The 24,953-nt window shown below is 68.8% G+C and carries 19 protein-coding genes and 6 pseudogenes; 18 read left to right on the forward strand and 7 right to left on the reverse strand.

Annotation, left to right across the window (positions count from 1 at the left end; genetic code table 11):
• Window positions 1-452: 452 nt before the first annotated feature.
• Window positions 453-1,157, forward strand: a pseudogene (locus tag GWK25_RS00805) (tyrosine-type recombinase/integrase); the annotation flags it as partial.
• Window positions 1,158-1,557: 400 nt separating this feature from the next.
• On the opposite strand, the gene GWK25_RS00810 reads toward GWK25_RS00805, so the two are convergent.
• Complete coding sequence (locus GWK25_RS00810) at window positions 1,558-1,980, reverse strand: PIN domain nuclease (protein WP_215447883.1); 423 nt, start codon at window positions 1,978-1,980, stop codon at window positions 1,558-1,560.
• Window positions 1,977-2,192 (reverse strand): type II toxin-antitoxin system VapB family antitoxin, encoded by a 216-nt coding sequence (locus GWK25_RS00815; protein WP_215447885.1) that lies wholly within the window; start codon window positions 2,190-2,192, stop codon window positions 1,977-1,979. Before GWK25_RS00815 ends, GWK25_RS00810 begins: the two co-directional genes overlap by 4 nt.
• A 156-nt stretch (window positions 2,193-2,348) precedes the next feature.
• Between GWK25_RS00815 and GWK25_RS00820 the strand changes: the two genes are divergently transcribed.
• Complete coding sequence (locus tag GWK25_RS00820) at window positions 2,349-2,657, forward strand: hypothetical protein (RefSeq protein ID WP_215447887.1); 309 nt, start codon at window positions 2,349-2,351, stop codon at window positions 2,655-2,657.
• Between the two features lie 106 nt (window positions 2,658-2,763).
• Here GWK25_RS00820 and GWK25_RS00825 read toward each other — a convergent pair.
• Both GWK25_RS00825 and GWK25_RS00830 read right to left on the reverse strand, forming a co-directional pair.
• Window positions 2,764-3,036: pseudogene (locus GWK25_RS00825) on the reverse strand (transposase family protein); the annotation flags it as partial.
• 566 nt (window positions 3,037-3,602) lie between these two features.
• A complete protein-coding gene (locus GWK25_RS00830) occupies window positions 3,603-5,165 on the reverse strand; it encodes a serine hydrolase (protein ID WP_215447888.1) in 1,563 nt (520 codons plus the stop codon).
• A gap of 108 nt (window positions 5,166-5,273) precedes the next feature.
• Here GWK25_RS00830 and GWK25_RS00835 point away from each other — a divergent pair, with 108 nt between their 5' ends.
• From GWK25_RS00835 to GWK25_RS00850, 3 genes and pseudogenes are all read left to right on the forward strand, one after another.
• The gene (locus GWK25_RS00835; RefSeq protein ID WP_215447889.1) at window positions 5,274-6,494 is read left to right on the forward strand and encodes a sensor histidine kinase; all 1,221 of its coding nucleotides are present in this window, start codon (window positions 5,274-5,276) and stop codon (window positions 6,492-6,494) included.
• Window positions 6,485-7,132 (forward strand): response regulator transcription factor, encoded by a 648-nt coding sequence (locus GWK25_RS00840; RefSeq protein WP_215447890.1) that lies wholly within the window; start codon window positions 6,485-6,487, stop codon window positions 7,130-7,132. Before GWK25_RS00835 ends, GWK25_RS00840 begins: the two co-directional genes overlap by 10 nt.
• 820 nt (window positions 7,133-7,952) lie before the next feature.
• Window positions 7,953-8,252: pseudogene (locus GWK25_RS00850) on the forward strand (YdcF family protein); the annotation flags it as partial.
• An 806-nt stretch (window positions 8,253-9,058) separates the two neighbouring features.
• Here GWK25_RS00850 and GWK25_RS00855 read toward each other — a convergent pair.
• Window positions 9,059-9,895: pseudogene (locus GWK25_RS00855) on the reverse strand (DUF418 domain-containing protein); the annotation flags it as partial.
• A gap of 596 nt (window positions 9,896-10,491) precedes the next feature.
• Here GWK25_RS00855 and GWK25_RS00860 point away from each other — a divergent pair.
• The 9 genes from GWK25_RS00860 (at window position 10,492) to GWK25_RS00900 (ending at window position 19,393) form a co-directional block, all read left to right on the forward strand.
• A complete protein-coding gene (locus GWK25_RS00860) occupies window positions 10,492-11,469 on the forward strand; it encodes an ABC transporter substrate-binding protein (RefSeq protein WP_215447891.1) in 978 nt (325 codons plus the stop codon).
• A 116-nt stretch (window positions 11,470-11,585) separates the two neighbouring features.
• Window positions 11,586-12,338: an ABC transporter permease gene (locus GWK25_RS00865; RefSeq protein ID WP_215457118.1), complete on the forward strand. Its 753-nt coding sequence runs from the start codon at window positions 11,586-11,588 to the stop codon at window positions 12,336-12,338.
• A 4-nt stretch (window positions 12,339-12,342) separates the two neighbouring features.
• Window positions 12,343-13,134 (forward strand): ABC transporter permease, encoded by a 792-nt coding sequence (locus GWK25_RS00870; protein WP_215447892.1) that lies wholly within the window; start codon window positions 12,343-12,345, stop codon window positions 13,132-13,134.
• Between the two features lie 13 nt (window positions 13,135-13,147).
• Window positions 13,148-13,981, forward strand: a complete 834-nt coding sequence (locus tag GWK25_RS00875) for an ABC transporter ATP-binding protein (protein ID WP_215447893.1) — start codon at window positions 13,148-13,150, stop codon at window positions 13,979-13,981.
• 142 nt (window positions 13,982-14,123) lie between these two features.
• Entirely contained in the window at window positions 14,124-15,017 is an 894-nt protein-coding gene (locus tag GWK25_RS00880) for an alpha/beta hydrolase (RefSeq protein ID WP_215447894.1), read from the forward strand.
• Window positions 15,018-15,218: 201 nt separating this feature from the next.
• Window positions 15,219-16,859 carry an IclR family transcriptional regulator C-terminal domain-containing protein gene (locus tag GWK25_RS00885; protein ID WP_215447896.1) on the forward strand — a complete coding sequence of 547 codons (1,641 nt, stop codon included), beginning with the start codon at window positions 15,219-15,221 and terminating at the stop codon, window positions 16,857-16,859.
• A 473-nt stretch (window positions 16,860-17,332) separates the two neighbouring features.
• Window positions 17,333-18,265 carry an alpha/beta hydrolase gene (locus GWK25_RS00890; protein WP_308404142.1) on the forward strand — a complete coding sequence of 311 codons (933 nt, stop codon included), beginning with the start codon at window positions 17,333-17,335 and terminating at the stop codon, window positions 18,263-18,265.
• 79 nt (window positions 18,266-18,344) lie between these two features.
• On the forward strand, window positions 18,345-19,118 hold the full coding sequence (locus tag GWK25_RS00895) for a helix-turn-helix transcriptional regulator (protein ID WP_308404143.1): 774 nt from the start codon (window positions 18,345-18,347) through the stop codon (window positions 19,116-19,118).
• A 101-nt stretch (window positions 19,119-19,219) separates the two neighbouring features.
• Entirely contained in the window at window positions 19,220-19,393 is a 174-nt protein-coding gene (locus GWK25_RS00900; protein ID WP_181362152.1) for a DUF397 domain-containing protein, read from the forward strand.
• Between the two features lie 118 nt (window positions 19,394-19,511).
• Here GWK25_RS00900 and GWK25_RS00905 read toward each other — a convergent pair whose 3' ends face one another.
• Window positions 19,512-19,838, reverse strand: a complete 327-nt coding sequence (locus GWK25_RS00905) for a hypothetical protein (RefSeq protein ID WP_251828638.1) — start codon at window positions 19,836-19,838, stop codon at window positions 19,512-19,514.
• A 242-nt stretch (window positions 19,839-20,080) separates the two neighbouring features.
• Here GWK25_RS00905 and GWK25_RS00910 point away from each other — a divergent pair, with 242 nt between their 5' ends.
• Window positions 20,081-20,290 (forward strand): hypothetical protein, encoded by a 210-nt coding sequence (locus tag GWK25_RS00910; RefSeq protein WP_215447900.1) that lies wholly within the window; start codon window positions 20,081-20,083, stop codon window positions 20,288-20,290.
• Between the two features lie 1,400 nt (window positions 20,291-21,690).
• Window positions 21,691-22,131 (forward strand): annotated as a pseudogene (locus GWK25_RS00915) (CBS domain-containing protein); the annotation flags it as partial.
• Window positions 22,132-22,226: 95 nt separating this feature from the next.
• On the opposite strand, the gene GWK25_RS00920 reads toward GWK25_RS00915, so the two are convergent.
• Window positions 22,227-22,430 (reverse strand): hypothetical protein, encoded by a 204-nt coding sequence (locus GWK25_RS00920; protein ID WP_215447904.1) that lies wholly within the window; start codon window positions 22,428-22,430, stop codon window positions 22,227-22,229.
• A gap of 23 nt (window positions 22,431-22,453) precedes the next feature.
• Here GWK25_RS00920 and GWK25_RS00925 point away from each other — a divergent pair.
• Window positions 22,454-23,367: pseudogene (locus GWK25_RS00925) on the forward strand (AMP-binding protein); the annotation flags it as partial.
• 91 nt (window positions 23,368-23,458) lie between these two features.
• Window positions 23,459-24,682 carry an alpha/beta fold hydrolase gene (locus GWK25_RS00930; protein ID WP_215447906.1) on the forward strand — a complete coding sequence of 408 codons (1,224 nt, stop codon included), beginning with the start codon at window positions 23,459-23,461 and terminating at the stop codon, window positions 24,680-24,682.
• The last annotated feature ends 271 nt before the right edge of the window (window positions 24,683-24,953 follow it).

Raw genomic sequence — 24,953 nt, forward strand, 5'->3', positions numbered from 1 at the left:
GGCCCATGTAATCCGTCGGCACACCGCTCCGGGCGGAGGGCGCCGGAGTCAGGTGCCGAACTGCACCCGTCCAGCCGCACCGACCACCGAGTTCTCGCCTCACGGCCGCTTCGCGACGCTGCACGTACGGTCAACGAGGTCCGGAAAATGTCGAACGGTGGGACCCTTCGACAACGTGCCCGGTGCAGCACTGGCGGAGGATACGAGATTCGACCTCGTGAGGGGTTGCCCCCCAACATGCTTTCCACCTGTGGTGGTGGGGTCTTGGGCGTCGTTCGGGGCCGTTCCCCTGGGTTCATGGGCGGATGACCACTGGCGTGGGGACGGCTCCGGGTCTCGCCTGAACGACCGTGAGCGGGGCTGAATGAGACGGAAACTGAGACGGCCGCGTTCCTCCGCAGCACCGGAGACGGCCCGTGGCCGGCTGCCGAAGTCACCGTCATTCGTGAAGCCGCTCCCCGTGCCGGATCAAGGGCGCGGGGAAGGAGAGAGCGGCGGAGCGCCGCATCGCCACCGTCGCCCAGGGCGACGCCCTCGCCGAAGCGGTAGGGATGCGGTGGCGACTCATGGTCCACTTCGGCGCGTACGGTCCGCTGCGGCCGGAGGGGCTGGCCGGCCTCCGCCGCCGGGACGTCGACCTCGACAACCTGCGCGTTCGCGTCCGCCTCGCCGAGCCGGAGCGGATGAACGGCCGACGCGTCCAGGGCGACACCACATCCGAGGCGGGCACCAGGACTGTGATTCTTCCCGCGTTCCTCCGCCGGGAGCTCCGCTGGCACCTGGATAGCTACGCCGAGCCAGGCCTGGACGGGCTGATCTTCGCCGGGGAGAAGGGTGCTCCCTTTCGGCGCAGTTCCTTCGGACGGAAGTGGCGGCGGGCGCGGGAGGCCGTAGGGATGCCCGAGGGCTTCCGGTTCTACGACCTCCGGCACACCGGGCACACGCTCTCCACGGGCTCCGGTGCCACGCTCAAAGACACCATGGTTCGCGCCGGGCAGTCCTCGGAGAAGGCCGCGCTGATCTACCAGCCCTCCGACGACGAGCGGCAGGAGGTGGTGGCCGCCGGGCTGGATGCGACCGTGCGGAAGGCGCGCGCTGCCACCCGGGACAGGGGGCTCGACGAGCCTTCTGGCACGAATCCGGCACGCGGCGAGTGATCACAGCGGACAGCAAAAAGGCCCGGGTCTCTGACCTGGGCCTTAGCCATGGAGCGGGTGACGAGAATCGAACTCGCGCTCTCAGCTTGGGAAGCGACGGCGCCTGGCCGGGCCGTATGGCTCTGACGTGGGCAGATGGCTCTTGCTCGGGCGGTCGTGCGCGTCGGATCGAACCGCCGTTGACCGTGGTTGTCCGCTCCTACGGGCACGCTATGGGCACGGAGCGCGAGGCCCGGTGGGGAGGAGTGCCTGCTTGGACGGACACGGTGTTGAGCTGGGGCTCGGTCGGACGTCCAGTCGGAAACGTCTTCGCGCGTGCACAGAGCTTGGAGGAAACTCGTTTTACGCTGCAAGGTCAATGGTCGCGGCTTCCCCGGAACGGCCGGTGCTCGCCCTTGGTTCATTTGCCAGCTTCGGGTCCGTACCACTGGAGCGCCTGGCCGGTGACGGCGGCGATACACTCGAAGTCCCGGTCGCGGTGCAGCAGAGTGAGCCCCTGCAACTCGGCCGTGGCGGCCACCACCAGGTCGACGGCCCCGGCGCTGCGGTGCTGTCCGCGCTGGGTGAGGACCTCTTGGACCCGCCAGGCGCGGTCGTAGGCGCGATCGTCGACCGGCACCCAGCCGAAGATCAGGCGCATGTCCTCGATGCCTTGTGCGCGGTCGGCGGCGGAACGTGCGCTGTAGAAGAATTCCAGCTCGGTGATGGGGCAGGTGGCGATGAGCCCGGCGGCTGTTGCCTGGTCCCAGCCGTACCGCTCGGCGTCGCCTCGCAGCATGCGGGCGAGTGCGCTGGTGTCGATCAGGTATTGCGCGGCGTTCACCGGCGGTAGTTCCCCTTGTCCTCGAAGAGGTCGAGGTCGAACGCGCCCTCGGCCGCCGAGGCCCGCAGGCGAGTGAGCGCCAGGGCCCGCCGACGGTTCTCCAGGACCTCGCGCAGTGCGGTGTTCACGGTCTCCTTCTTGGTGCTGGTGCCGAGGGCCTTGGCCACGTCCGCGACCAGCTGGTCGTCAAGGTCGATCACGGTTCGACTCATCGATGGCACCTCCATGGATATCAACAGTGCCATCTATTATATCTGGCCCATGAGCTCTTGTGAGCAGGTCCGGACGGTGGTCCGGGTGGGTAGGTACATCGTGAGGAGGTCGCCGTCGAAGACGGCTCTGCCGGAGACGTCGGCGACGGGACAGCCATGCTGACCCTCAACCCCTCCGACCGCTCCTACGCCGCCGAACTCTCCGCCGCGCACAGCCTGGTACGCGACCCCGCCTCCGCGGGCATGCGTGATGTGAAGGTCACCGAGGCCACAGGGCTGGGACAGGGAGCCTTCAGCGAGAGCGCCCAGGTGGTGCAGCCGAAGCAGAACGTCGCCTCCGTGGGTGTGGCGCGCGGCTTCCAGGACGTGGGTGCCCTCGCCGACACCAGCGGCAGGGCGCAGGGCGACGAACGTCTGGTGCCCCTGGCCCGGAGGATCACCCCCGGCTCCCCGGCTGACGGCTGACCCCGCCGTCGATCACTCCGGACCCGGCGTCCGAACAGGGCAAGGCCCTTTGAGCACCGACACGAGTCGTCGCACCGACCAGTCCCAGGTCACTCAATGAGGGTTTTCAGCGGTGCCGCTCCAGGGTGAGGACGGCCTTGGCGATTGACGTCATGCGGGTTGGGCTGCATCGGGCTCTGCGGAGGATTCGCCAGGATTTGAGGCGGGCGATTCCTCGTTCGACGGGTGCACGAGCGGCGGACAGCGCCCGGTTGACCGTCCGCTCGGTCGAGGTGAGTTCGCCTTGGGGCGGTCGGCGTTCGGGGGTGGTGACCCACTCGCCCGCGCCGATGTAGGCCATGTCGGCGAGGACCGGGACGCCTTGGCGCTCGCAGATCCTTTCGAGCAGCACTCCCGTCCTCGCGGGTGCCGTCCTCGCGGGTGCCGGTCTCGCGGTCGCGGCGGTCGGTGCCGCCGCGGTCTACCTCGCGCGCAGGCGCCGCACGAATGAGGAGAGCTGACGAGCAGTCAGTGGACCCCACTCAAGCAGAGCAGGCCGGCGCAGTGCCGCGGGGGCCTGCTCTGCTTGGCTACGGAGGGCCGGGGTGCACACCCCTCAGCTCCCCGGGGACTGTGCCCCCGCGAACTCACTTACGCGGAGCTTTGGTTGCTGACGGAGGTGGACCGCGTGAACAGACGTGCCGCTGAGGTGACGCGGTGCGCGCCTTCGCGACGTCTCTCGGCCGTCCGTGACTTCGCCGCCTCGGAAGCCGTCGAGTACCTCCTGGTCGAGGTGAGCCGCCAGCAGTTTGCTCTGTACGTCGGCGCCGTCATCAGACGTCCTTGATGACAGGTGACGACCTCGACGGTGAGGCCCTTCTCGGCGGCCGTCTCCGGGTTCGGCCTCGGTGTGCGCGCTGCTCCGAGCCGTGTGGCTGCCCGGTCTGCCTTCCCCTCCTGGCGCTGTCAGCCAGGCTGGGTGGTCTGGTACTCGTGCCCTGCACCGAGTGCTCCGTGCCGGGCGCGACGGCCACGGCGGTGCCGAAGCAGAGCAAGGGCCCGTGCGGTGACGACCGCGGTGGAGGCAAGGGCGCCGACGCCCGCACAGACGACGAGGGCGGGCCAGGCGTAGGCGGTCTGAGCAAGGGTTCCGGAGCGGTTCATCAGCAGGCCCAGGAGTGAGGCGAGTTGGGTCAGGAAGAGGACCGGAAGGGCATGGGGCAGCAGCCGCAGTGCCACTCTCCACCACCGTCGCCGTGCGGTGTGCCGTGCCCAGCGCCGAGCACGAAGCACGCCGCGGATGCCGAGGCCCGTCGCCAGCAGGGTGACGGCCGCCAGAACCCGGTCGGCCGTCATCGAGAAGGGCTTGGCCACCTCGGGGTTCCTGCCCCGGGCCAGCTCGACGAGACCCTGCGCGATCTGGGGGGCGTCGTCTCCGGAAAGCAGGCCGGTGTTGGTGACGACCGCGATGCCGACCTTGCTGTCAGGCAGCAGAATCGCGATCGAGTTGTGGGTCAGGAGCTGGCCCGTGTGCTGGATCTCCTCGGGCTTGTTGCCGCGTCCGTCGTCGTCTCGGATCGCCCGCCAGCCCATCGCGTAGTCGCTGTCCTTCGGCGCATTCGGCGGGGTGTGCGTGAGCTCGATGGTCTGCGCGGTGGCGATACGACGGCCATCGGCGGACACGCCCTGATTGTTCTGGGTGATCAGCCACTGGGAGAAGTCGTCGGCGGTGGTGACGACGCCGTGGCCGCCCGCGGTGAACCAGCGAGGGTGGGGACGGGAGAACGTCCTGCCGTAGGCGCGGACGTGGCCACGGGCCTGGTCGGGCATCTCTGTGGTGGTGTTGACGGAGGCGGTACGCGTCATGCGCAGCGGTTTGAAGAGTTTGGCGGACATGTAGTCGGCGAAGGGCCGACCGCTCACGACCTCGACCAGACGGGCCGCAACGAAGTAGTTGGGGTTGTGGTAGCCGTACTTGGTGCCCGGCGCGGAGGCGAGGTGCGCTTCGCGCATCGAGGCGATCGCCTTCTCAAGGGTGTGCGGTTGGGCACGGGTCAGGTCCGGGTAGGCGGAATCGGCCATGCCGGAGGTCTGGGTCAGCACCTGTCGGACGGTGATCTCCTCGGCGCGCCGGTCGGCCATGCCGAACTCCGGCAGGTAGCGGCGCACGGGCTGATCGAGGTCGACCTTGCCCGCCTCCACCAGTTGCATGACGGCGAGAGCGGTCATGGACTTCGACAGAGATGCCACGGGCAGGCGCGTTCGCGGTGTCATGGTCTGGCCGGACGCGGTGTGCCCGTACCCCGCGGTGTGCACGACCCGGTCGCCCTTGGTCACGGCGACCACGGCGCCCGGCAGGCGGGTCTGCTCCAGGTAGTCGTCCACGAAACGGTCGATCGAGGCCGGATCCAAGGTGGCGGTGGACTGCGCGACCGAGGAGCCCGGCACGGCGGCCACAGCGACACCGAGCGCGGATACGAGGACAGCGAGTCTGCGACGGGGGCCGGTGCGGAGGGTGATCAGCTTCATGGACCCAGTGCACCGGTCCGTCCCCCGCCGACGCACTGGCGTGCACGGGAGTCCCAAGGTAGTGCCGGCACTACCGCTTCAAGATCCTGGACTCGCTACGGTCGCAGGATGCGACATCGAACCGCCTGGCAGGCGCTCGGCCAGAACCCGCTGAAGGTACTCGGCTCCAGCTGGCCCTGGAGGTCCTTCGCCTACCTGCTGTCCGGCGTCGTCTTCGGTGCCGTCACCAGCACCGTTCTGGTGGTCGCGCTGGTCGCGGGGCTCGTCTCGCTGGTCGTACTGGTGGGGGCGGTGATCCTGCTCGGTGTCGCGTTGTCCGGCGTCGTCGTCACACGCTTCGAACGGTGGCGCCTGCGGCTGGTGGACCTGGACCCGGTGCCGGACCCGCACCGGTCGGCTGAGCGCGCGGGACTCGTCGGATGGCTGCGGACCCGGCTGCGGGAGCCGGCGACCTGGCGCGAGCTCGGCTTCACGGCGGTTTCCGTAACCGCTCTGTGGTGGATGGATCTCCTCGTTCTGGGCTTCGCCCTGGTCGTCCCCGTACTGGTGATGATGTCGCCACTGGATGATCCCGGCGCCTGGCCACTGGTGTTCGTCGGCCTCTGCCTGCTCTCCGCCGCGCCGTACACCATCACCGCATGGGCCGGCGCCAGGGCGGCGGTCACGCGTCTCATGCTGGCGCCGCGCGACAGCGAACTCGGCCGCCGGCTCACCGACGTGCGGGCCTCGAGAGCCCGGCTGGTCGATGCCTTCGACGCGGAACGCCGCCGTATCGAGCGGGACCTGCACGACGGGGCGCAGCAGCGGTTGGTCTCCCTGAACGTGATGCTCGGCCTGGCCCGCCTCGACGCCGAGCCGGACTCCGCACTGGCCGGGCAACTCGACAAGGCTCAGGAGCAAGTCGCGCTCGCCGTCGACGAGTTGCGTGAGCTCAGTCGTGGTGTGCACCCGAAGGCCCTCACCGATCACGGCCTGGCCGCGGCGGTCGAGAACCTCGCGGCCCGCTCGGTTCTGCCGGTAACGGTCGACATCAGCCTGCCCCGCCGTATGCCCGTCTCCGCGGAGACCACGGCGTACTTCGTGATCGCCGAAGCCCTGGCCAATGCCATCAAGCACAGTGAGGCGATGCGAGTGGAGGTACACGCCCGCCTGCACACCGACGTGCTCACGCTGTCCGTCGGCGACAACGGCATCGGCGGCGCCACCCCGGAGGGCGGTACCGGACTGACCGGCCTGGCCGACCGCGTCGCCGCCGCGGACGGCCGATTCCGGATCTCCAGCCCGCAGGGCGGGCCTACCCTGCTGCATGTGGAGCTGCCATGCCGCTGACCGTCGTAGTCGCCGAGGACTCCCCGCTGATGCGGGACGGCCTCGTCGGGGTGCTCACACGCTTCGGCCACCAGGTACTCGCCGCCGTGGCCGACGCGGACACCCTGATCACCGCCGTTCGGGACCACCGTCCCGACATCGTCGTCACCGACGTCCGCATGCCACCGGACAACACCGACGACGGCTTGCGCGCCGCCGTCGCCCTGCGGCAGGAGCGCCCCACGCTGCCGGTCCTGGTCCTCAGCCAGTACATCGAGCAGTCCTACGCGACCCACCTGCTCGACCTGGGCAGTGACACCGGGATCGGCTACCTCCTCAAGGACCGGGTCAGCGCCGTCAGCGAGTTCGTCGACGCTGTCGCACAGGTCGCCGCGGGCGCGACGGTCGTGGACCCCGAAGTGGTCCGCCAACTCCTCAACCGCCGCCACGACCCCCTGCAGCGTCTCACCCCACGGGAGCGAGAGGTGCTTGCGCTGATGGCCGAGGGCCGTACCAACAACGAGATCGCCCGCGAGCTGTACGTCACCGAAGCAGCGGTGAACAAGCACGTCAGCAACATCCTGCAGAAACTGGAACTCCACCTCGACGGCGAGGGACACCGCCGCGTCCTCGCCGTTCTCACCTACCTTCGTGCATGATCACGGGTCGAGCCGGGGTGCCTGGTTGCTGGAGCGGTTGTGCCTGCGGTCGCCTCTGGGCTCTGGGTTGCATCGGCGCCACTGCGCGCCACCCGGCGTCACACTGCCGCGGCACCGAGGACGGTCGACCAGGCAACGGAGTTCCGGGGTTCGAGCGAGCCGTCCCCCGACTTCGTGTTGATCGACGGGCACGTGGCTCCTCCAACCCCTTCGCTTGGAGGAGCCACCGCCCAGATCCGAGCCCGATGCGTCGGCTCACGCAACCTCGTGGCCCGGGTCCCGTGCGGCGGCCGAGGCGACACTTCCGGTGCGCCTTGTCCGGGATGGAGGCAAGGGTGCGGCACAGGCTGCCCGGCCACCAGAACCAGCGGCCTGGGCCCGAAGAGCAGGTTCTAGGCGCCGAGGGCTGCGAAGTATGACAGCACGACCATGACTGGCAGGAATGGGGAGATCAAGGCTCGTAGCAGGATGATCAGGACACGCAGGACGAGGGACACGCTCGGGACGGCCGTAGTCAGGTTGCGGTCGTCGGCCCGCTGAGTGTCGAGGGCCTGCCTGCGCGGTGGTGCCGCCGGCCAGGGCGTTCGCGCCGTCGACCTGATGGACGGCCGCACGCAGGTCCTCGATCGTGTCCTCCGCCGCCTGGCTGTCGGGTGCATCCTTCAACACCACAGCGAGGTTGGTGAGTTCAGACTTCCCGTTCGCCTCGACTCTGCCCAACCGCTGGCTGGGGCGTCACGCCCCCCACGGACTCGACGACAAGGGCCTGTAGCTGTACGGCCGTTCGCTCGTGCTCATCGGCGACCTGCCGCGGGATCAGGTCGAGTCGCTGCTGCTGATCTCCAAGCCGCACATGGAGCGCCGCTCGTACGCGACCTGCCGCAACCTGTGACCCGAGGCCGACGTCGCCTGCGCCTCCGAGCCGCTGAAACTGGACGACTACATCGACTCCATCGGAGACGAGAAGCTCGTCGTGGACATGCTCGTCGGTGACCTGCAGCGGGTGATCGAGTATCCAAAGCCGGGCCTCGCCCTCGAGCAGGATGTACCGGGGGACGTCCATGACGCGTATGAGCGCCTTCTGCGCGACGGATTCGACAGCCGCCTCATCAGCACCTGATGTGCGTCGTGTCGAAGCGCCGGGCAGGGTCAGTGCCGTCTCCTGATGGGTTCGTAGGGGCCACACCGCCTCGGGTCGGGCAGTGGCGCGGCCCGATTTCGCCCGAGTAGATCGCGTAGTGGTGAGCATCTGGCGCGGTAGTGGCACGCGGCGGTTCGCCACGGCTCACAACACCAAGCCCCAGGCCACTGACCTGGGGCTTCATCATCATGGAGCGGGTGACGAGAATCAAACTCGCGCTCTCAGCTTGGGAAGCGACGGCGCTTGGGTGGGCTCCAAGGTCCTGACCAGCACGGATACCTGGTTCTGGGAGCGGTCGTCTAGGTCGGATGGCGCCGCTGTTGACCGCTGTTCCCCGTCCTTATGGGCACGCGGAGGGCACGGAACCCTGCAAGAGGTAGGCAAACGCCGGCGGCGGAGCCACTCCGAGTGGCTCGCCTGGTACGGAGATCGACGGCTGAAGCGGCGTTGTGTCCGCGTACGAGTGATCGCGCCACGGTCACCGCAGAGGCGTGTGGGAGAGAGGCGGCGGATATGGCGGGCGGCGGTGGCGGGTCGTGGTGTGTCGTGGGAGACCTGACCGATGTGCCAGGCACTGGGTGGCGGCCGCGACAGGGTGGCGTCCGGTTGTGGGCCGACGAGCCGGGGGAGCGCGACAGCTCAGCGTGGTGGCCCTGCCAGGCGGGGCTGAGATCAGTCGGCCGGGACCACGGCCGAGGCCCGCAAGGGTGAGCCCCTCGCGGGCCTTGCGGGCGGCAGGCCGTCCAGGTCGGGACGGGCAGGAGGCGGGCCACCCCGACCGGTCCTCAGCGGATGTACTTGGCGGGTTTGGTGGCTGCGTTGAGGAGGTACTCCAGGGGGCCGCGGCGGAAGAAGCGGGACCAGATCGTGGCGAACACGATCGCTGTCAGGATGTACGTGAGCACGGGTACCCAGGACGTCGTGGTGCCGGCGCCGGAGGCGGGCCAGGCGGACTGGGCGAGGAAGTGGCCCACGTAGGCGGTCAGGGACATGGTGCCCACGGCGATGACCGGTTTGGCCAGGCGGCGCAGGAGCGGCAGGCGGTCGATCGCCGCCGTCGCGCCCACGATCACGAGGATCGCGACACCCACGCAGCCGATGGTGTCGAGGGTGGTGCCGGTGTGCGACATGGCACCCAGCAGGTCCGAGGCCGACGACACGAGCTGCCCCTCGGACCCGCTGCCCATGGACCCGCTGCCCATGGACCCTGCCCCGGCGCCGCTGCCCATGGACCCCGCTCCGGAGCCGCTGGGCGGCCCTCCGCGTCCCTCGAAGCTCAACACCGCGCTCGTGCCACCCAGCAGCGTGGCCAGGCCGTAGGCGCCCACGGTGAGGCTTGCACCGAGCGCCGCCAGGCGCCGCCGGACGGTGGCGGCGGTCAGGTCGAGGCGGGCCAGGGCCATGCCGGCGGTCACGAACGCCATCCATGTGATCGTCGGGTAGAGGCCAGTGAGCAGCAGATCGAGTACGCCCACGGTGCTGAGCTTCTCGAGCGGGTCGTAGGCGTTGATGGTCTGCTGGACGGAGTCGCTCAGCCACATCTTCAGGACGAACGCCAGCTGCGGCATGACGAGCGCGATGCCCGCCGCGATGATCGCCAGCGTCCTGGCGCTCAGTCGTAGATGCCGGCCCCGGATGTGACGGTGTGGCCCCGATTCCTCCAAGCCGGCCGATGCTTGCCGCGACGCGGAGGCAACGGGTCGCGGAACAAAGGACGCAGGCCACGGCCGCCGCCGCGGCGGCCCTTCGTGCCGCCCGTGCTCTCTGCTGCTCGGCGACCGACGACTCCTGGCATGCGGCGGCCGACCCCACGACGCGGTCCCGCTCGATCTCCGCACGGGCCTGCGCTCGGCCGCCACTCGCGCCGCTCGCACCTCCGTGGAAGTCGAAAGGTGAACGGTGCCGCTCGGTGGCACCTCGCGGCTGGACGAGACGTTCGGCACGGTCGCCACCGCTCGGGTCGGGCCGCTGACGGAACGGTCAACGGCACAGGCGTGTAACGGACCGGGCGATGATCTCGTCACATCAGCAACGCCCTTGCGGACGAGCGTACTTCGGCCGGTGGCGGGGCTCCGGCTTTCGCCGCGCGCCTGCCTGACCGGGCCCTACCGGTGTCACGCCACCTATTGACGCACCGCGAACCCGGCCATAGCCTCCCGCTACCGTTCGGGACACGGACAATATTTCGCACAGCGCACACACTCGTCAGGAGAGGCCCATGCGAAGAGGCATCATCGGGCTTGCCATAGCAGCGGTCACGTTCACGGCCGCGACCGGATGCGGATCCTCGTCTTCTGGGGCAGGCGGTTCCTCGCCCTCGGACGGGGGCAAGGCAACGCAGGTCAAGGTAGGGGTCATTCCCATCGTCGATGTGGCGCCGCTGTATCTGGGACAGAAGAAGGGCTTCTTCAGCAGTCGCGGCATCGAGCTGGAGCTGGTGACCGCCCAGGGTGGTGCCGCGATCATCCCCGGTGTAGTGAGCGGCGAGTTCCAGTTCGGGTTCAGCAATGTCACCTCGCTGATGATCGCGCAGTCCAAGGGTGTGCCGGTCAAGTCCGTGGTCAACGGTGTCGCCTCCACCGGCGTCACCGGGAAGGACGTCACGGGAGTCGCGGTCAAGAAGGACAGCAAGGTCAAGTCCGCGAAGGACCTCGCCGGGAAGACGGTGGCTGTCAACACCCTCAAGAACATCGGGGACACCACCGTCCAGGAGTCGGTGCGCAAGGACGGAGGAGACCCCTCGAAGGTCAAGTTCGTCGAGTTGCCGTTCGACCAGATGCCGGCCGCGCTGGACAGCGGACGGGTCGACGCCGCCTGGATGGCCGAGCCGGCGCTGACCATCGCCAAGGGGCAGGGCGCCCGTGTCGTGGCGTCCCCGTTCGCCGACACCGACCCGAAGCTCACCGTCGCGACGTACTTCGCCTCCACCAAGCTGGCGCAGGAGGACCCCGAGCTGGTGAAGAAGTTCACCGAGGCGATGACCGAGTCCCTGGAGTACGCCGCCGGGCACCCCGACGAAGCGCGCCAGATCCTCACCACCTACACCAAGATCAGCGGTGAGGTGCTGAAGAACCTGACGCTGCCGAGCTGGACCGCGGAGTACGACATGAACTCCCTGGAGAAGCTCGCCTCCCTCGGTGAGAAGGACGGCCTCTTCGACGGCAAGAAGCCCGACCTGGACGCCCTGTTCTCATGAGCGGTTCCCAGAGCACCCCTGCGCTGACGAAGAGCGGCGGCGCCGTCGGGACCGTCAGCGGTCCCGACGGGCCGGACACGCGACGTGCCCGGCGCTCTCCGGGGAAGGCCGCCACGATGTTGCGTGGGGCAGCGGGCCTGGTGGGCCTGGTGGTCCTGCTTCAAGCGCTGCCCCACACCGGTCTGGTCTCCGCCGACTACCTCCCACCCGCGTCGGAGATGGGCCGGGCCCTGTGGCAGGTGCTCGCCGAGGACGCGTTCTGGACCGCGCTCGGCGACACCCTGACCGGGTGGGGCATCGGACTGGCCGTCGCCGTCGTGGCGGGCGTGACGGCGGGCATCGTGATCGGATCGGTGCCCGTGCTGCGGGCGGCGACCGCCTCGACGATCGAGTTCCTGCGGCCCATCCCGTCGGTGGCGCTGATCCCGGTGGCCGTACTGCTCTACGGCACGGACCTGAGATCGAAACTGCTGCTGGTGGTGTACGCCTCCTTCTGGCAGGTTCTCGTCCAGGTGCTGGCCGGGATGCAGGACGTCGACCCGGTCGCCGACGACACCGCCCGCAGCTACCAGCTGGGCACGTGGGGACGCGTGCGCCACGTCATGTGGCCCACCGCGCTGCCGTATGTGATGACGGGCGTACGGCTGGCAGCCACCGTGGCGCTGGTCCTGGCGATCACCGCCGAGCTCGTCATCGGCTCGCCGGGTCTTGGCAACCAGATCGCCGTCGCCCAGACCTCCGGCGCGGTGGCCGACGTCTACGCCCTGGTCCTGGTCACCGGGCTGCTGGGCATCGCGATCAACCTGGTGGCCCGTGCCGTCGAGCGGCGGGCGCTGCACTGGCATCAGTCCATCCGCAGGGAAGGGTAGCCGGATGATCCGGACGACTGTCCTGGGCGTGGCCCGTCGGGCCTCGCTGGTCCTGGGCCTGCCTCTGGTCCTGTTCGTGCTGTGGTGGTTCCTCACCGCCGGCAGCACCGACTTCTACAGCCCTCCGCTCTCCACCGTCCTGGGGAGATTCGCCGACGTCTGGACGGGCGAGCGGCTGGCATCCGACGTGGTGCCCAGCGTGATGCGGCTGACCGCCGGCTATCTGCTGGCCGTCATCGTCGGAGTCGGGCTGGGGCTGGTGATCGGCATGAGCCGCCTCGTGCGCGACTTCCTTGAGCCGGTCATGGAGCTCTTCAGGGCCATACCGCCCCCGGTGCTGGTACCGATCATCATGCTCTTCGCGGGCATCGGCGACACCATGAAGGTGCTCGTCATCGTCAGCGGGTGCATGTGGCCGATCCTGCTCAACACGGTCGAGGGTGTCCGTGCCCTCGACGAGGTACTCAGCGACACCTGCCGCTCGTACGGCATCACCGGCACTCGACGCCTGTGGCACCTGGTGCTGCGCTCGGCGAGCCCGCAGATCGTCACCGGCATGCGTCAGTCCCTGTCGATCGGCATCATCCTCATGGTCATCAGCGAGATGTTCGCCGCCAGCAACGGACTCGGCTTCGCCGTCGTGCAGTTCCAGCGGTCCTTCGCCATCCCCGAGATGTGGAGCGGCGTCCTGCTGCTCGGCCTGCTCGGTTTCGTCCTGTCGCTGCTCTTCCGGTTCGCGGAGAACCGGGTCCTGGCCTGGTACCACGGCTTGCGCCGGGCACAGCGCAATCCCTGACAAGGAGACGTCGATGCTCGACGTACGCAATCTGCAGAAGATCTACACCGGACGCAACCGCAGCGTCGAGGCTCTGCGGAACCTGACCTTTCATATCGCTGCCGGAGAACTGGTGTGTCTGGTCGGACCGTCGGGGTGCGGCAAGACGACTCTGCTGAAGTGCATGGCAGGGCTGCTCGACCCCACCAGCGGCGAAGTCCGTCTGGCAGGTCGTCCCGTCGCGGGACCGCCACCCGACATGGCGGTCGTGTTCCAGGAGTACGGCCGGTCCCTGTTCGCCTGGATGAACGTGCGCGACAACGTGGCCCTGCCGCTTCGCCGCAAGAAGCTGGGCAAGGCCAGGGAGAAGGAACTGGTCGACCACGCGCTGGAGGTGGTCGGTCTCGCCGATGCCCACCACGCCTACCCCTGGCAACTCTCGGGAGGAATGCAGCAGCGCGTCGCGATCGCCCGCGCCGTCGCGTTCGAACCGAAGGTGCTGCTGATGGACGAGCCGTTCGCGGCCGTCGACGCACAGACGCGCGCCGAGCTGGAGGACCTCATCAGGCACCTGTGGCACAAGCTGGGCGTCACCGTCCTGTTCGTCACCCATGACATCGACGAAGCGGTCTACCTCGGCCAGCGGACCATCATCCTGTCCAAGTCGCCGACCGTCGTGCAGGAGGATCTGGCCATCGATCTCCCCGACGAGCGCGACCAGTTGCACACCCGCTCCAGCACGCGATTCGCCGAACTGCGCGCCCACGTCTACGAACAGATCCAACGCGCGAAGCACCTCAGCGGCGACACGGACACAGAGGCGACCGACCGCAGCGAGGACTTCGCCGCACAGGAGGCCGGGGCCTGACCCACCGCACGGCACGGGGCCGGCCCGTGACACTGCACGTACCTCTGGCGATGCGCCATTGGGTACGGCGGCGCGCGCGGTCGGCTCGGTGTTCCCCGCCCCTCCAACCTGTCATTCGAACCGTGGAAAAGTGGGCAACGCCATGGCGTTCAGTTCAAGAGTCCAGGCCAGAGGCATCCAACTGCTGCTCGGCCACATGATGTCCCGCGTGCACAAGGACCTGCGCTTCACCGACGTCCCGCAGCGCACCGGAACCCTCCGGGTGGAGACCGGTGCCGGACCGGTGACCTGCACCGTCTACCGCCCGCCGGCCACGACCGGATCCCCCGCTCCCGTGTACGTCAACTTCCACGGCGGTGGTTTCGTGGTCGGCCGCCCGGAGCAGGACGACCACATCTGCCGCTACATCGCCGCCACGGCCGGCTGTGTGGTGATCAACGTGGACTACGCCGTCGCCCCGCAGCGGCAGTTCCCCGTACCCGTGACCCAGGCGTACGACGTCACCGCGTGGGTCGCCGAGCACGGCCCCGAGGGCGGCTGGGACGGTTCACGCCTCGCCGTGGGCGGACACAGCGCCGGAGCCAACCTGACCGCAGCGGTCTGCCGCCTGGCCCGGGACCGCGGTACCTTCTCGCCGCGCCTCCAGATCATCGACTCCGCACCGCTCGACCAGCTCGCCGACCCGGCCACCAAGCAGTCCCTCATAGCCAAGCCGCTGCTCAGCCCTCAGCTCATGCGGATCTTCACCGCCGCCTACGTCCCGGATCCCGCCGACCGTGCGCATCCCCTCGTCTCTCCGGCACTCTCCGACGACCTCGCCGGACTCCCTCCCGCCCTGGTCATCACCGCGGAGAACGACCGCCTGCGCGGCGAGGGCGACGCCTATGCCAAGGCTCTGGAGGCCGCCGACGTCCCGGTCACCCATCGTGTCTTCGAGGGGGCCGACCACTACTTCACCCACACCGGCCCGGTACCGGCGGCGAAACAGGCCATCGATCTGATGGCCACCACCTTGCGCACCGCACTCGACGACTGACACCGGCGCTCCGGTCGGCGACGAATCCAGGGATGAGCGGTACGGGGGACGGCCTACCGCCCATCGACGGTCCCGGCAGGGCGGGGCAATCTCGTTGCACCCGCGTTCCGTCGCCCGTTCCTGGCGGAGCGACGCGGACTCCCAAGCTCTCTGGAGGACTGATCGGCTACTGTTGCCCGCACCGAAGCAAGGAGTGACGGCATGACGGCCGAGGTCGCGGCCAGCGAGGTGGACGGTGCCGCAACGGAGCAAGTGCCCACCGAGGCGGTCGGCCCTCTGATACGTGGGATCGCCGTCCTCAAGGCTCTTGCGGACGCCGGCGGGCAGGAGGACCTGCAAGAGCTCGCGAACCGCACAAGCCTCGCGCGGGCCACCCTCGACCGCATCACCGTCACCCTCAGCGCCATGGGCTACGTCCACATCGACGGGCGTAGGGCCATGCTGGCCCCGCCACTGATGGAGCTGGGCAACGCTTACCTGACTGCCGCCAGGATCCCCGAACTCCTGGGACCACGGGCCGACGCGCTGGCCGACGAGCTGGACGAGGGGGTCACCCTGACCGTGCCGGACCGGCACGGCGCCCACTTCGTCCACTCGGCGGTGCGCGACCGGCGGATGGGAGTCGTCTGCAGCATCGGCGACAGGCTGCCACTCGACGCCTCGGCGCCGGGCGCGCTGCTGGCCGCCGCCTGGAGCCCCGCCGAATGGGAACACCACCGGGCACACCACTCCTGCGTGCGCGGCGCGAAACTCATCGAGGCGTGTACGGACGATCTCCGCGAACGCGCCGCCGCCGCGAAAGCCAGCGGCTGGTCCCTCGACGACCAGTGGCTGGAAGCGGGCCTGATCGCCCTCGGCCACCCCGTCCATGCCCCGGACGGGGACCTGGTGTGCGTGGTGAACGTGGTCAGCCTCATCGGACGCTACCCGAGCGCGGAAGCGCTGGCACGGGCCGCGCTGCCCGCTCTGCGGAGCGCCGTGGCAGACATGGAACGACAACTGCGCACACCGCCGCCAAAACCACCGGCCGCGGCGGTCAGACCACCGCTCGATACCGAAGCCTCCAAGCCCGGGCGCGGAATCATCGAGTCCCTCGCCCGCGGCCTGAGCGTGCTGACGGCCTTCGGCCCGGGCCGCGACGCCCTCAGAATCGCCGAGACAGCCCGTCTCACCGGCTTGCCACGGGCGACCGTACGGCGCGCGCTGATCACGCTGGACCACCTCGGGTATGTCACCGGTCGGGACGGGCTGTACCGGCCCAACGCCGCGATCCTCTCGCTGGGCTACGCTCCGTTGTCGCGTCTGTCACCGGCGCAATTGGCCCAACCTCATCTCACGGCCCTGTCCCACCGGCTCTTCGACTCCGCGTCCATGACAGTGCTCTCCGGTTCGGAGATCCTCTACGTCGCCCGCGCTGCCCCCGCCCGCCTGATGACGGTCAACGCCACCGTGGGCACACGACTGCCCGCGTACGCCACCGCGATGGGCCGCGTACTGCTCGCAGGCCTGCCCAGGAACGAATACGCCGCGATCCTTGCCTCCTCGGCTCCGACGTCCCTCACCGCGCAGACGGTGACGGATGTCAATGAACTGATCCGGCTTGTCGCACAGGCCGACGACGACGGATACGCCCTGGTCGACGGGGAACTCGAAGTCGGTCTGCGCTCGATGGCCGTGCCGGTCCGCAGCCGGGACGGCAAGGTGCGCGCCGCGATCAACGTCGCGATGCACTCCAGTCGGCGTTCGGTCACCGAATGCCTTGAGGAGGTCCTGCCCGCGCTCCGCGCTGCGGCGGCGGGTATCGAACGAGACCTGGGGCCGGTTTCCTCGATCAAGACCTGACGGCGCCACGGCCGCGCGACGGCCGGGGTGTTCGGCGCAGGATCGCGTGAGCGCCGGGGCGCATCGCCGCCCGCGACGTGCGCCTGTCACGGGCCGGGCGAGGGCAGCCGAAGCCCTCGCCGTGGCGCTGTCGCCGGCCGCAGCCGGTGGGTCGTGAGCCCGTGCGTCTTCACCACCATTGACACCCGCTCGATGCCGGACCCACACTCATGCCAGCCGCTCAACGAATTAAATTTCGCCAGGCGAACGTGGCTTCATCTGCTCCAAGTAGTCCGGCCATCCCGGCTGTTCGGCATCAGAGCCGGCGGCCGCTTCCCACTCGAAGAGGAGTGAGCATGAGGATCCGGCATCGACGACCTACGCGGTTGCGTATGGGTCGCGTTCTCACGGCGCTGGCGGCATCTGCCATCGCCTTGGGAGTCGCCATGGCCCCCGGTCACGCGGCCCCCGCCCCCGGACCCGAGGACGTGAGAGTGACCAGGGACATCGCCTACGCGCCGGCCCAGCCGGCCGACAGCCAGGGCCACCTGTTGGACTTGTACATCCCCCGGTCGCAGCGGCCGGTTCCGTTGGTGATCTTCACGGGAGGCTCGGCGTGGCTGGCCGACAACGGCCGACAGGGCGCTGACCAGGTCGCCGCCCAGCTCAACCCGCATGGGTTCGCGGTGGCGGGTGTGTCGGTCCGTTCCAGCTCACAGGCCGAGTTCCCGGCCCAGCTCCACGACATCAAGGCCGCCATACGCTGGCTGCGGGCGCACGCCGAGGTCTACCACCTCGACCCTCGACGCTTCGCGATCATGGGTGACTCCTCGGGCGGCTGGACCTCGGCGATGGCCGCGGTCACCGGAGACATCCCCCGGCTGGAGGGAGACGTGGGTGTGCGCGGTCCGTCCAGCGCGGTGCAGGCGGCCGTGCCGTTCTACCCGCCGACTGATTTTTCCCAGATGGATGCGCACATGCTGGACAACTGCAAGGTGTTCAACCAGCTCCTGGGGACGACCGACTGCCACTCGGACGCACGCTCGCCCGAATCGCGGCTGCTCGGCTGTCCCATCAAGAACTGCCCGGACAAGGTCGCGGCCGCGAACCCTCTCACCTATGTCACCGACCGGCCCCTGCCCCCGACGCTGATCTTCCACGGCGGGCAGGACCCCTTGGTGCCCTACCACCAGGGCCGACTGCTGCGCGACGCTCTGGCCTCCGCCAACGCCGATGTGCGCATGATCTCCCTCCCGCACGCCGGTCACGGTCCGATTTCCAGCATGCTGGGCGACCCCGACACCCGCCGGGACGCCTACGAGGAATACGCACGGCACGGTCACACCACGCCGCCTCTTCCCGTGACACCGTCGTGGCAGACCATCGTCTCCTTCCTGAAGTCCGAGTTGCGGCCCGCGGCAAGATAGGCCCACCGCAAGGCGACCTCACGATGCATACCGCTCATTGAGCGGTATGCATCGTGAGGTGCTGGTCATTGACCGACCCGTGAGCACCCAAGTACAAGAGGCACTGCAAGCGCTCGGTGCCCGGCTGCGCGGCTTCCGCAAGGACGCCGGATTCGCCAGCGGCCGGGCATTCGCGCGCGCCACCTCGTGGCAGGAGTCGAAGGTCTCCCGCATCGAGAACGGCAAGCAGCGCCCCAGCGAGGACGACATCCGCGTCTGGTGCGAGACGACCGGCCAGGGCGACCAGCTCGGCGACCTGGTCGCGATCGTCCGCCACGTCGACGAGCTGTGGCTCGAACGGCGTCGGCAACTCCAGACCGGCGTCGAGAAACGACAGCGCCAAGCCATCCCGGTCTATGCCAAGACCAAGGTCTTCCGCATCTGGCACCCCACACTCGTCTGGGGAACCCTCCAGACCGCAGACTACGCCGCCGAGGTCTTCCAACAGGGCGTCAGCTACTACGAGATACCCAACGACACCGAAGCGGCCGTGGCGAAGCGACTCGAACGCCAGCAGTACCTGTACCAGGGCGAACGCATCTTCAACGTCCTCCTCGGCGAACAGGCCCTCTACACCAACTTCGGCGGCCCGGAGGTGATGAAGGGGCAGCTCGACCGTCTGCTGGCGGTGATGAGGCTGCCGCGCCTCAGCCTGGGCATCGTCCCCAAGTCCGCCCCCACCTTCATCTGGCCGGGCAACGCGTTCTCGATGTTCGACAGCCGACTCGTCCTCGTCGAGACCTACTCGGCGGAGTTCTCCGTCTCCCAGCCCCGCGAAATCGAGCTGTACACCAAGGCGTTCGCCCTCCTGTAGCAGTCAGCGGTCTACGGCACCGCCGTCCGAGACCTCATCTCCACGGCGATCCAGCACTACGACCAGATCCCGAACGACTAGGAGAGCGCCCCGTGCAGCCGATGACCCCGAACTGGCGAACCAGCTCCTACACAGAGACGCAGAACTGCGTTGAAGTGGCCGACAACGACCCTGAGCACGTGCTGGTTCGGGACACGAAGGTGCGCGGGCGGGGAATGCTGGCCGTCCAGCGAGGCAGCTGGGCGGCATTCGTCGAGTACGCCAAGGAAGCGTAGCGCTGTCTGCCTTCCTTACGTTGACCGCGAGATTCCCAGCTGTTCACTCAGGAAACGGGAGCGGCGTTCACTCGGTGGACGCTCGCTCTGTTCACTCAGGAAACGCCAGCTAGGACCCTCAGGATCCGGGTAGCAGGGCTGTGACCGTCGACTGGACGAGCTGGGCTGCGGCGAGGACGCCGGGGATTCCGCCGCAGCGTTCGACGAGGTTCTGGAGCATGTAGCGCAGAGTGCCGGGGTCCTGAGCGGGTTCGTCCAGCCGCGGGCCGATCATGTCGAGGTCGCGCAGGGCGCTGTCCACCTCGGGGTACTGGCCGCGTAGTTCTTCCAGGCGCCGTCGCAGGTCGTCGATGCTGTCGCGGGCCTTGTCGACGGCTTCGTTGGTGATGTTGTTGGTCTGGGTGGCGTTCTGGGAGAACGGCGCAGCTTGGGCGGGGCCGGTCATGTGGCCGGTGTTGATGATGCCGAAGTTGGGGCCGTAACCCGAAGCTCGCCGGGCTCCAGCCCGCAGATCCGCGCAGCCTGAAATAGCTGAGCCGCACCACGTTCAACGCCCTCGGCGACATCTACGTCGGACTCGACCGGCTCATACGCCGCAAGGCCCGCAAGCGCCCCGAGCTCGACCCGGGCAGCGGACCAGTCAGCCTCCGCGAGGTCTACAGCCTCCGCTGGCTGGAGGACATGCACATGCACGACGACGCCCGCTACTACGTGCAGATGATGCAACGCCGGGTCTTCGACTCCACCGAAATCTTCCTGCGCGACCACAACGTCGACATCGCCGCATACCGCCAACAGTCCACCGCCATCTACAACTTCGGCGTCATGAACGGCGGCACGATGACCGGCGCAGTCCAGGCCACGCCGTTCTCCGTCAACCCCTCCATGACGAACTGACCCAAGAGCCCGCCAGGAGCCCCCGCATGCCCATCCGTCGCCAGCCCGAACAGCGTCGCCCAAGGCTGAGCCGGAACCACGCCGCCGTGGTGTGAGCACGCACCTCGTCGGCCGATTGAAGTGGACAGCCATCCGTCGGCGCAGTGAGCAGGCGACGGCATCTCGACCCGTCTGACTTCGGTGGGCGCCCGTTCTATCCGGGAGGCAGCGGCGGCGAAATCGTCCCCGAAGCACTCTCGGTGATCGAGAACAACGCGTGCTGCCTGCCCGGCCAAGGCCCGCTTCTCGGAGTACGCCCTGGATATGTCCAGCTCGGTCGCGGAGATGGCGTCGAGGCTTCCCAGGTCTTCGGGGAACTCCGCCCCAAGCTGCAGGATGCTGATGTTCGGGTCGCCGGCGAAGACCATGGGAATCCGCACGGCGCGGGCCTTGTCGCTCAGGGCCAGTGCCTGGGTCCGGTGTGGCTGGCACATGGACTCGTGCTCATCGTCCTTCCATCCGTTCCAGATGCCGACACCGAGGCCGGCGAACACGGCCACGGTGACGAGGGCGACCACAGTAAGGATGGCCCGTCGCTCCCGTTCCGCCTGCTGTCTTGCTCTCTCGGCCCGAGCCCTCGCCTCCTCTGCGGCGGCTTTGCGTTCTGCTCCAGTGGCATGGTGTCGGCAGCCCTTCCCGATCTCCTGCGGGAGCTTGCATGGCGACCCCTTCTTCGTGGGGCGACCACAGCGCGCTGCCGCTCGGCGCCTTCGGGAACGGTCGTACCTGGTGGGCATGCCGGGCATTGTGAACCACCCGGCCACACCGGCGCCGCGCAACCGGCCCTTTGCGTAAGCGACTTGGTCGCCATTTGCTCGACCTGTGGCGCGGGTCATATGAAATGCGTCTCGCCATTTGAGACGAACGAGGGTCGGGTGGCGCAAAGTGATGCCCGCAGACCCTGGGGATGGCCGCTCGGTCCCGACTTAGGCACGCAGAGGGCACGCGACCCTCAAATTGGACTAGACAACAAACAAACCCCAGGCCACTGACCTGGGTTTCATCATGGAGCGGGTGACGAGAATCGAACTCGCGCTCTCAGCTTGGGAAGCGACGGCGCTTGGGGAGCCGAATGGCTTCTGACCTGGGCATACGTGCTCTGGCGTGGCGCCCGGGGGCGCAGGATCGCACCGTTGTTGACCGTGGTTTACCGGTCTTATGGGCACGCTATGGGCACGCCACCGACTCGGAGGCGTGGCGGGTCCCCTCTTGGTGCTGACGGTGGCCGAGCCGTGGAAGCGAGCCATTGCCGGAAGGGCTCCGTTGCGGGAGCACATGGACGACATCAGCGGCGGCCGAACAACTCAGGGCGGAGGTGGTCCGGAGCGGCTCCCGCGACGCGGGCCTGCTCGGGGTGGACACGGCTCGGCCTGATCAGCAAGGACGACTCCGAACTGATCACCAACACGCTCACCGAGCCCCAGACCCCGGTCGACGATCTCCAGATCCCGGCCGCCGAGATCACCTCGGTGCAGGCCGAGGCCGACCTCGACACCATCCTCGCCACCGCGACCGAGCACGACCGCAGCCGACTGCTGGTCCGCGACGGACCGCTGGTCGTCGGCTCCGTCCACGCCCGCGACGCACTGATCGCCCGCGGACGCGGCCGAACCGTCACCGCCAGGGAACTCGCCCGGCCGGTACCGGAACTGGCCGCCCGCGACACCGTCGGCCACGCCATCGAGCAACTGCGCCGACGCCGCGCCACCCTGGCCGTCGTCTGCGACGACAGCGGACGGCTCACCGGCATGGTCACGCTCGACGACCTACTGGCCCGGCTTCTGCACCCGCAGCAGGCGTGAGGCAACCCCCTTGCCCGCCCGTCCCTGTCCGGCAACCGCCGTGAGGACGGACGGGCAAGGGGGATCGGCTGGGTCCCGGACCATCCGGCGACTGATCAACGGGAAAACGCGGAACTGGAGTCCATCTTGCCGACACCGTAGCCGGGGGTGCCGTAGCACCAGGACAGCACGGCCAGGTGCGGTGGCACGGTCGTGATTCTGGTGATCCAGCGCGGCTGACGGGTGCTGTGGTCATCGCTGACGCGTAGCCGGTCCAGCCAGCTACAGATCCGCAGCATCGCCTCGGCGTTGCGGGGCAAGGTCGCCGCCCGCTCGCGCCGGGATCCTGCCCTTCTTCCACATCTTCGGGCTGACCGCGCTGGTCAACAACGCGCTGCGCCGTGGCGCGACCGTGTACGTGCACACCCGGTTCGATCTCCACGCGTTCCTGACCAGCCTGGAGCGCGACCGCATCACCCACGCCTACGTCGCCCCGCCGGTGATGCTCGCGCTGGCCAAACACCCCGCGGTCGACGGACTGGACCTGTCGCATCTGCGGCGCGTCATCTGTGCGGCGGCTCCGCTCGACGCCGGAGTGCAGGCGGCCGTGGCCGACCGGCTGGGGGTGGAGATCGGTCAGGCGTACGGCATGACCGAGCTGTCCTCCGCCTCGCACATCCATGCCGACGGCGGGACGAGCCGGTCGCGTGCGTGGGGCGTTTGCTTCCGTCGACGCAGGCACGCCTGGTCGATCCCGATACCGGGCAGGACATGGCGGAGGGCGAACCGGGCGAGGTGTGGATCCGTGGACCACAGGTCATGAAGGGCTACTTCGGGCGACCGGAGGATACCGACGCGACGGTCGACGCCGACGGCCGGCTGCACACCGGTGACATCGGCCGGGTCGACGAGGACGGGAACTGGTTCATCATCGACCGGGTCAAGGAACTCATCAAGTACAAGGGTCACCAGGTGGCACCGGCCGAGCTCGAAGCCATCCTGCTGCGGCACCCCGGCATCGCCGACGCCGCTGTGATCGGTGTCGGCGACGAGGAGGCGGGTGAGATACCCAAGGCGTTCGTGGTGCCCGTGACCGGGGTGCCGATATCCGCCGCCGAGGTGATGGCCCATGTCGAGGGCCAGGTCGCCCCGTACAAGAGGATCCGCCAGGTCGAGTTCATCGAGACGGTACCGAAGGCGGCCTCCGGGAAGATCCTCCGGCGTCGGCTGCGGGAGAGGGAGTCGGCGGGCTCCTGAGCGGTGTCCCTGCTCGCGGGCCCGGCGCTCGGGGCGGACCGGGGCGGGCACCCAACTCCCAGCAGATGCAAGGACGTTGTAAAGTTTTCGTGTGGACAGCGCGGTTTACCGATTCGGGCAGTACGTGCTGGACGCGGACCGCCGTCGGCTCAGTCATGACGGACAGTGGGTCGATGTCGAGCCCCGTGCCCTGGAGTTCCTGTGCTACCTGGTCGAGCACCGCGGCCGCGTCGTTCCCGAGCAAGAACTGCGTGACCTGATGGGACGCGGACGGGCGGTCAGCGAGGTCAGTGAGGCGGCCCTCGCCACGTTGCTGCGCATGGCCCGCCTCGCGATCGGTGACAGCGACACACGACAGCAGCTGATCCGCACCGTGCGCCCGCACGGCTATCGGTTCGTCGCGCAGACGACGGTCGGTTCCACGACTCCGGCCGCAACGTCCGGTTCCCCCGCCGTCCGGACGGCGGGGGAACCGGACCACGAGGTCATCCGGTTCTGCCGGTCCGTCGACGGCACCCGTATCGCCTACGCGGTCACCGGCGAGGGCCCGCCTCTGGTGAAGACCGCCAACTGGCTGACGCACCTCGACCTCGACCGGACCACCCCGATGTGGGCGCACTGGTTCGACGGTCTCACCCTCGGTCGGCGGCTCGTCCGCTACGACGAGCGGGGTTGTGGCCTCTCCTCATGGGACATGGGCAGCTTCACGCTCGACGACCTGGTCGCCGACCTCGATGCCGTGGCCGATGCCGTCGGCCTCGACCGCTTCCCTCTGCTCGGGGTGTCACAGGGGGCCGCGGTGGCGGTCGCCTACGCCGTGTTTCGCCCCGAGCGGGTCAGTCATCTGATCCTCACCTCCGCCTATGCCCGGGGGCAGCAGATCCGTGCGGACAACGCCGCCGAGCGCGACGCGGCCGAGGTCGACCTCAACATCGCCCGCGCCGGGTGGCGTTCGCAGGACAGCAGCTTCCTGCGCTACTTCGCCTCCCAGTTCCTCGCCGACGCCACTCCCGCGGAGTGGGACGCGTTCGCTGCCTACCAGCGGCAGACGACGTCGGTCGCCAACGGCCTGCGTTTCCTGGAGGAGTTCTCCCGCATCGACGTCTCGGACATCGCTGACGACGTGACCTGTCCCACGCTGATCATCCACTCCCGTGACGATGCGCGAGTCCCCGTCGCACAGGCCCTGGAACTCGCCACGCTCATACCCGACAGCCGGCTGGTCCTGCTCGACAGCCGCAACCACCTGTTCACCGCCGACGAACCGGCCTGGCCGACCTTTCTCACCCATCTCCACCACTTCCTCGCCGAGTAGCCCGGCAGACGGAACGCCCGCGACGACGGCCCCCCCCCGGTAAACGCACCGGTGCTGCCGCGGCCGGTCCGGCTTCGCCGCGGCAGCACGAGGAGGAGATGAGCGACGGCGGAGGGCCCACCGGCACAGCCTCGGCCGGTGGCCATGTCGCCCGTCAGGTGGCGATCACTGCTGGATCTCGGTGACGTCGGACTCGGTCAGGATCTCGGGGGCGATCTCCATGTCCTGATCTCCGCGTCTGAGAACGTGCGGCCCACGTAGCTGCCGGAGT

The sequence above is a fragment of the Streptomyces sp. ATCC 21386 genome (genome assembly GCF_018728545.1).
In the GTDB taxonomy this organism is placed as follows: Bacteria; Actinomycetota; Actinomycetes; order Streptomycetales; family Streptomycetaceae; genus Streptomyces.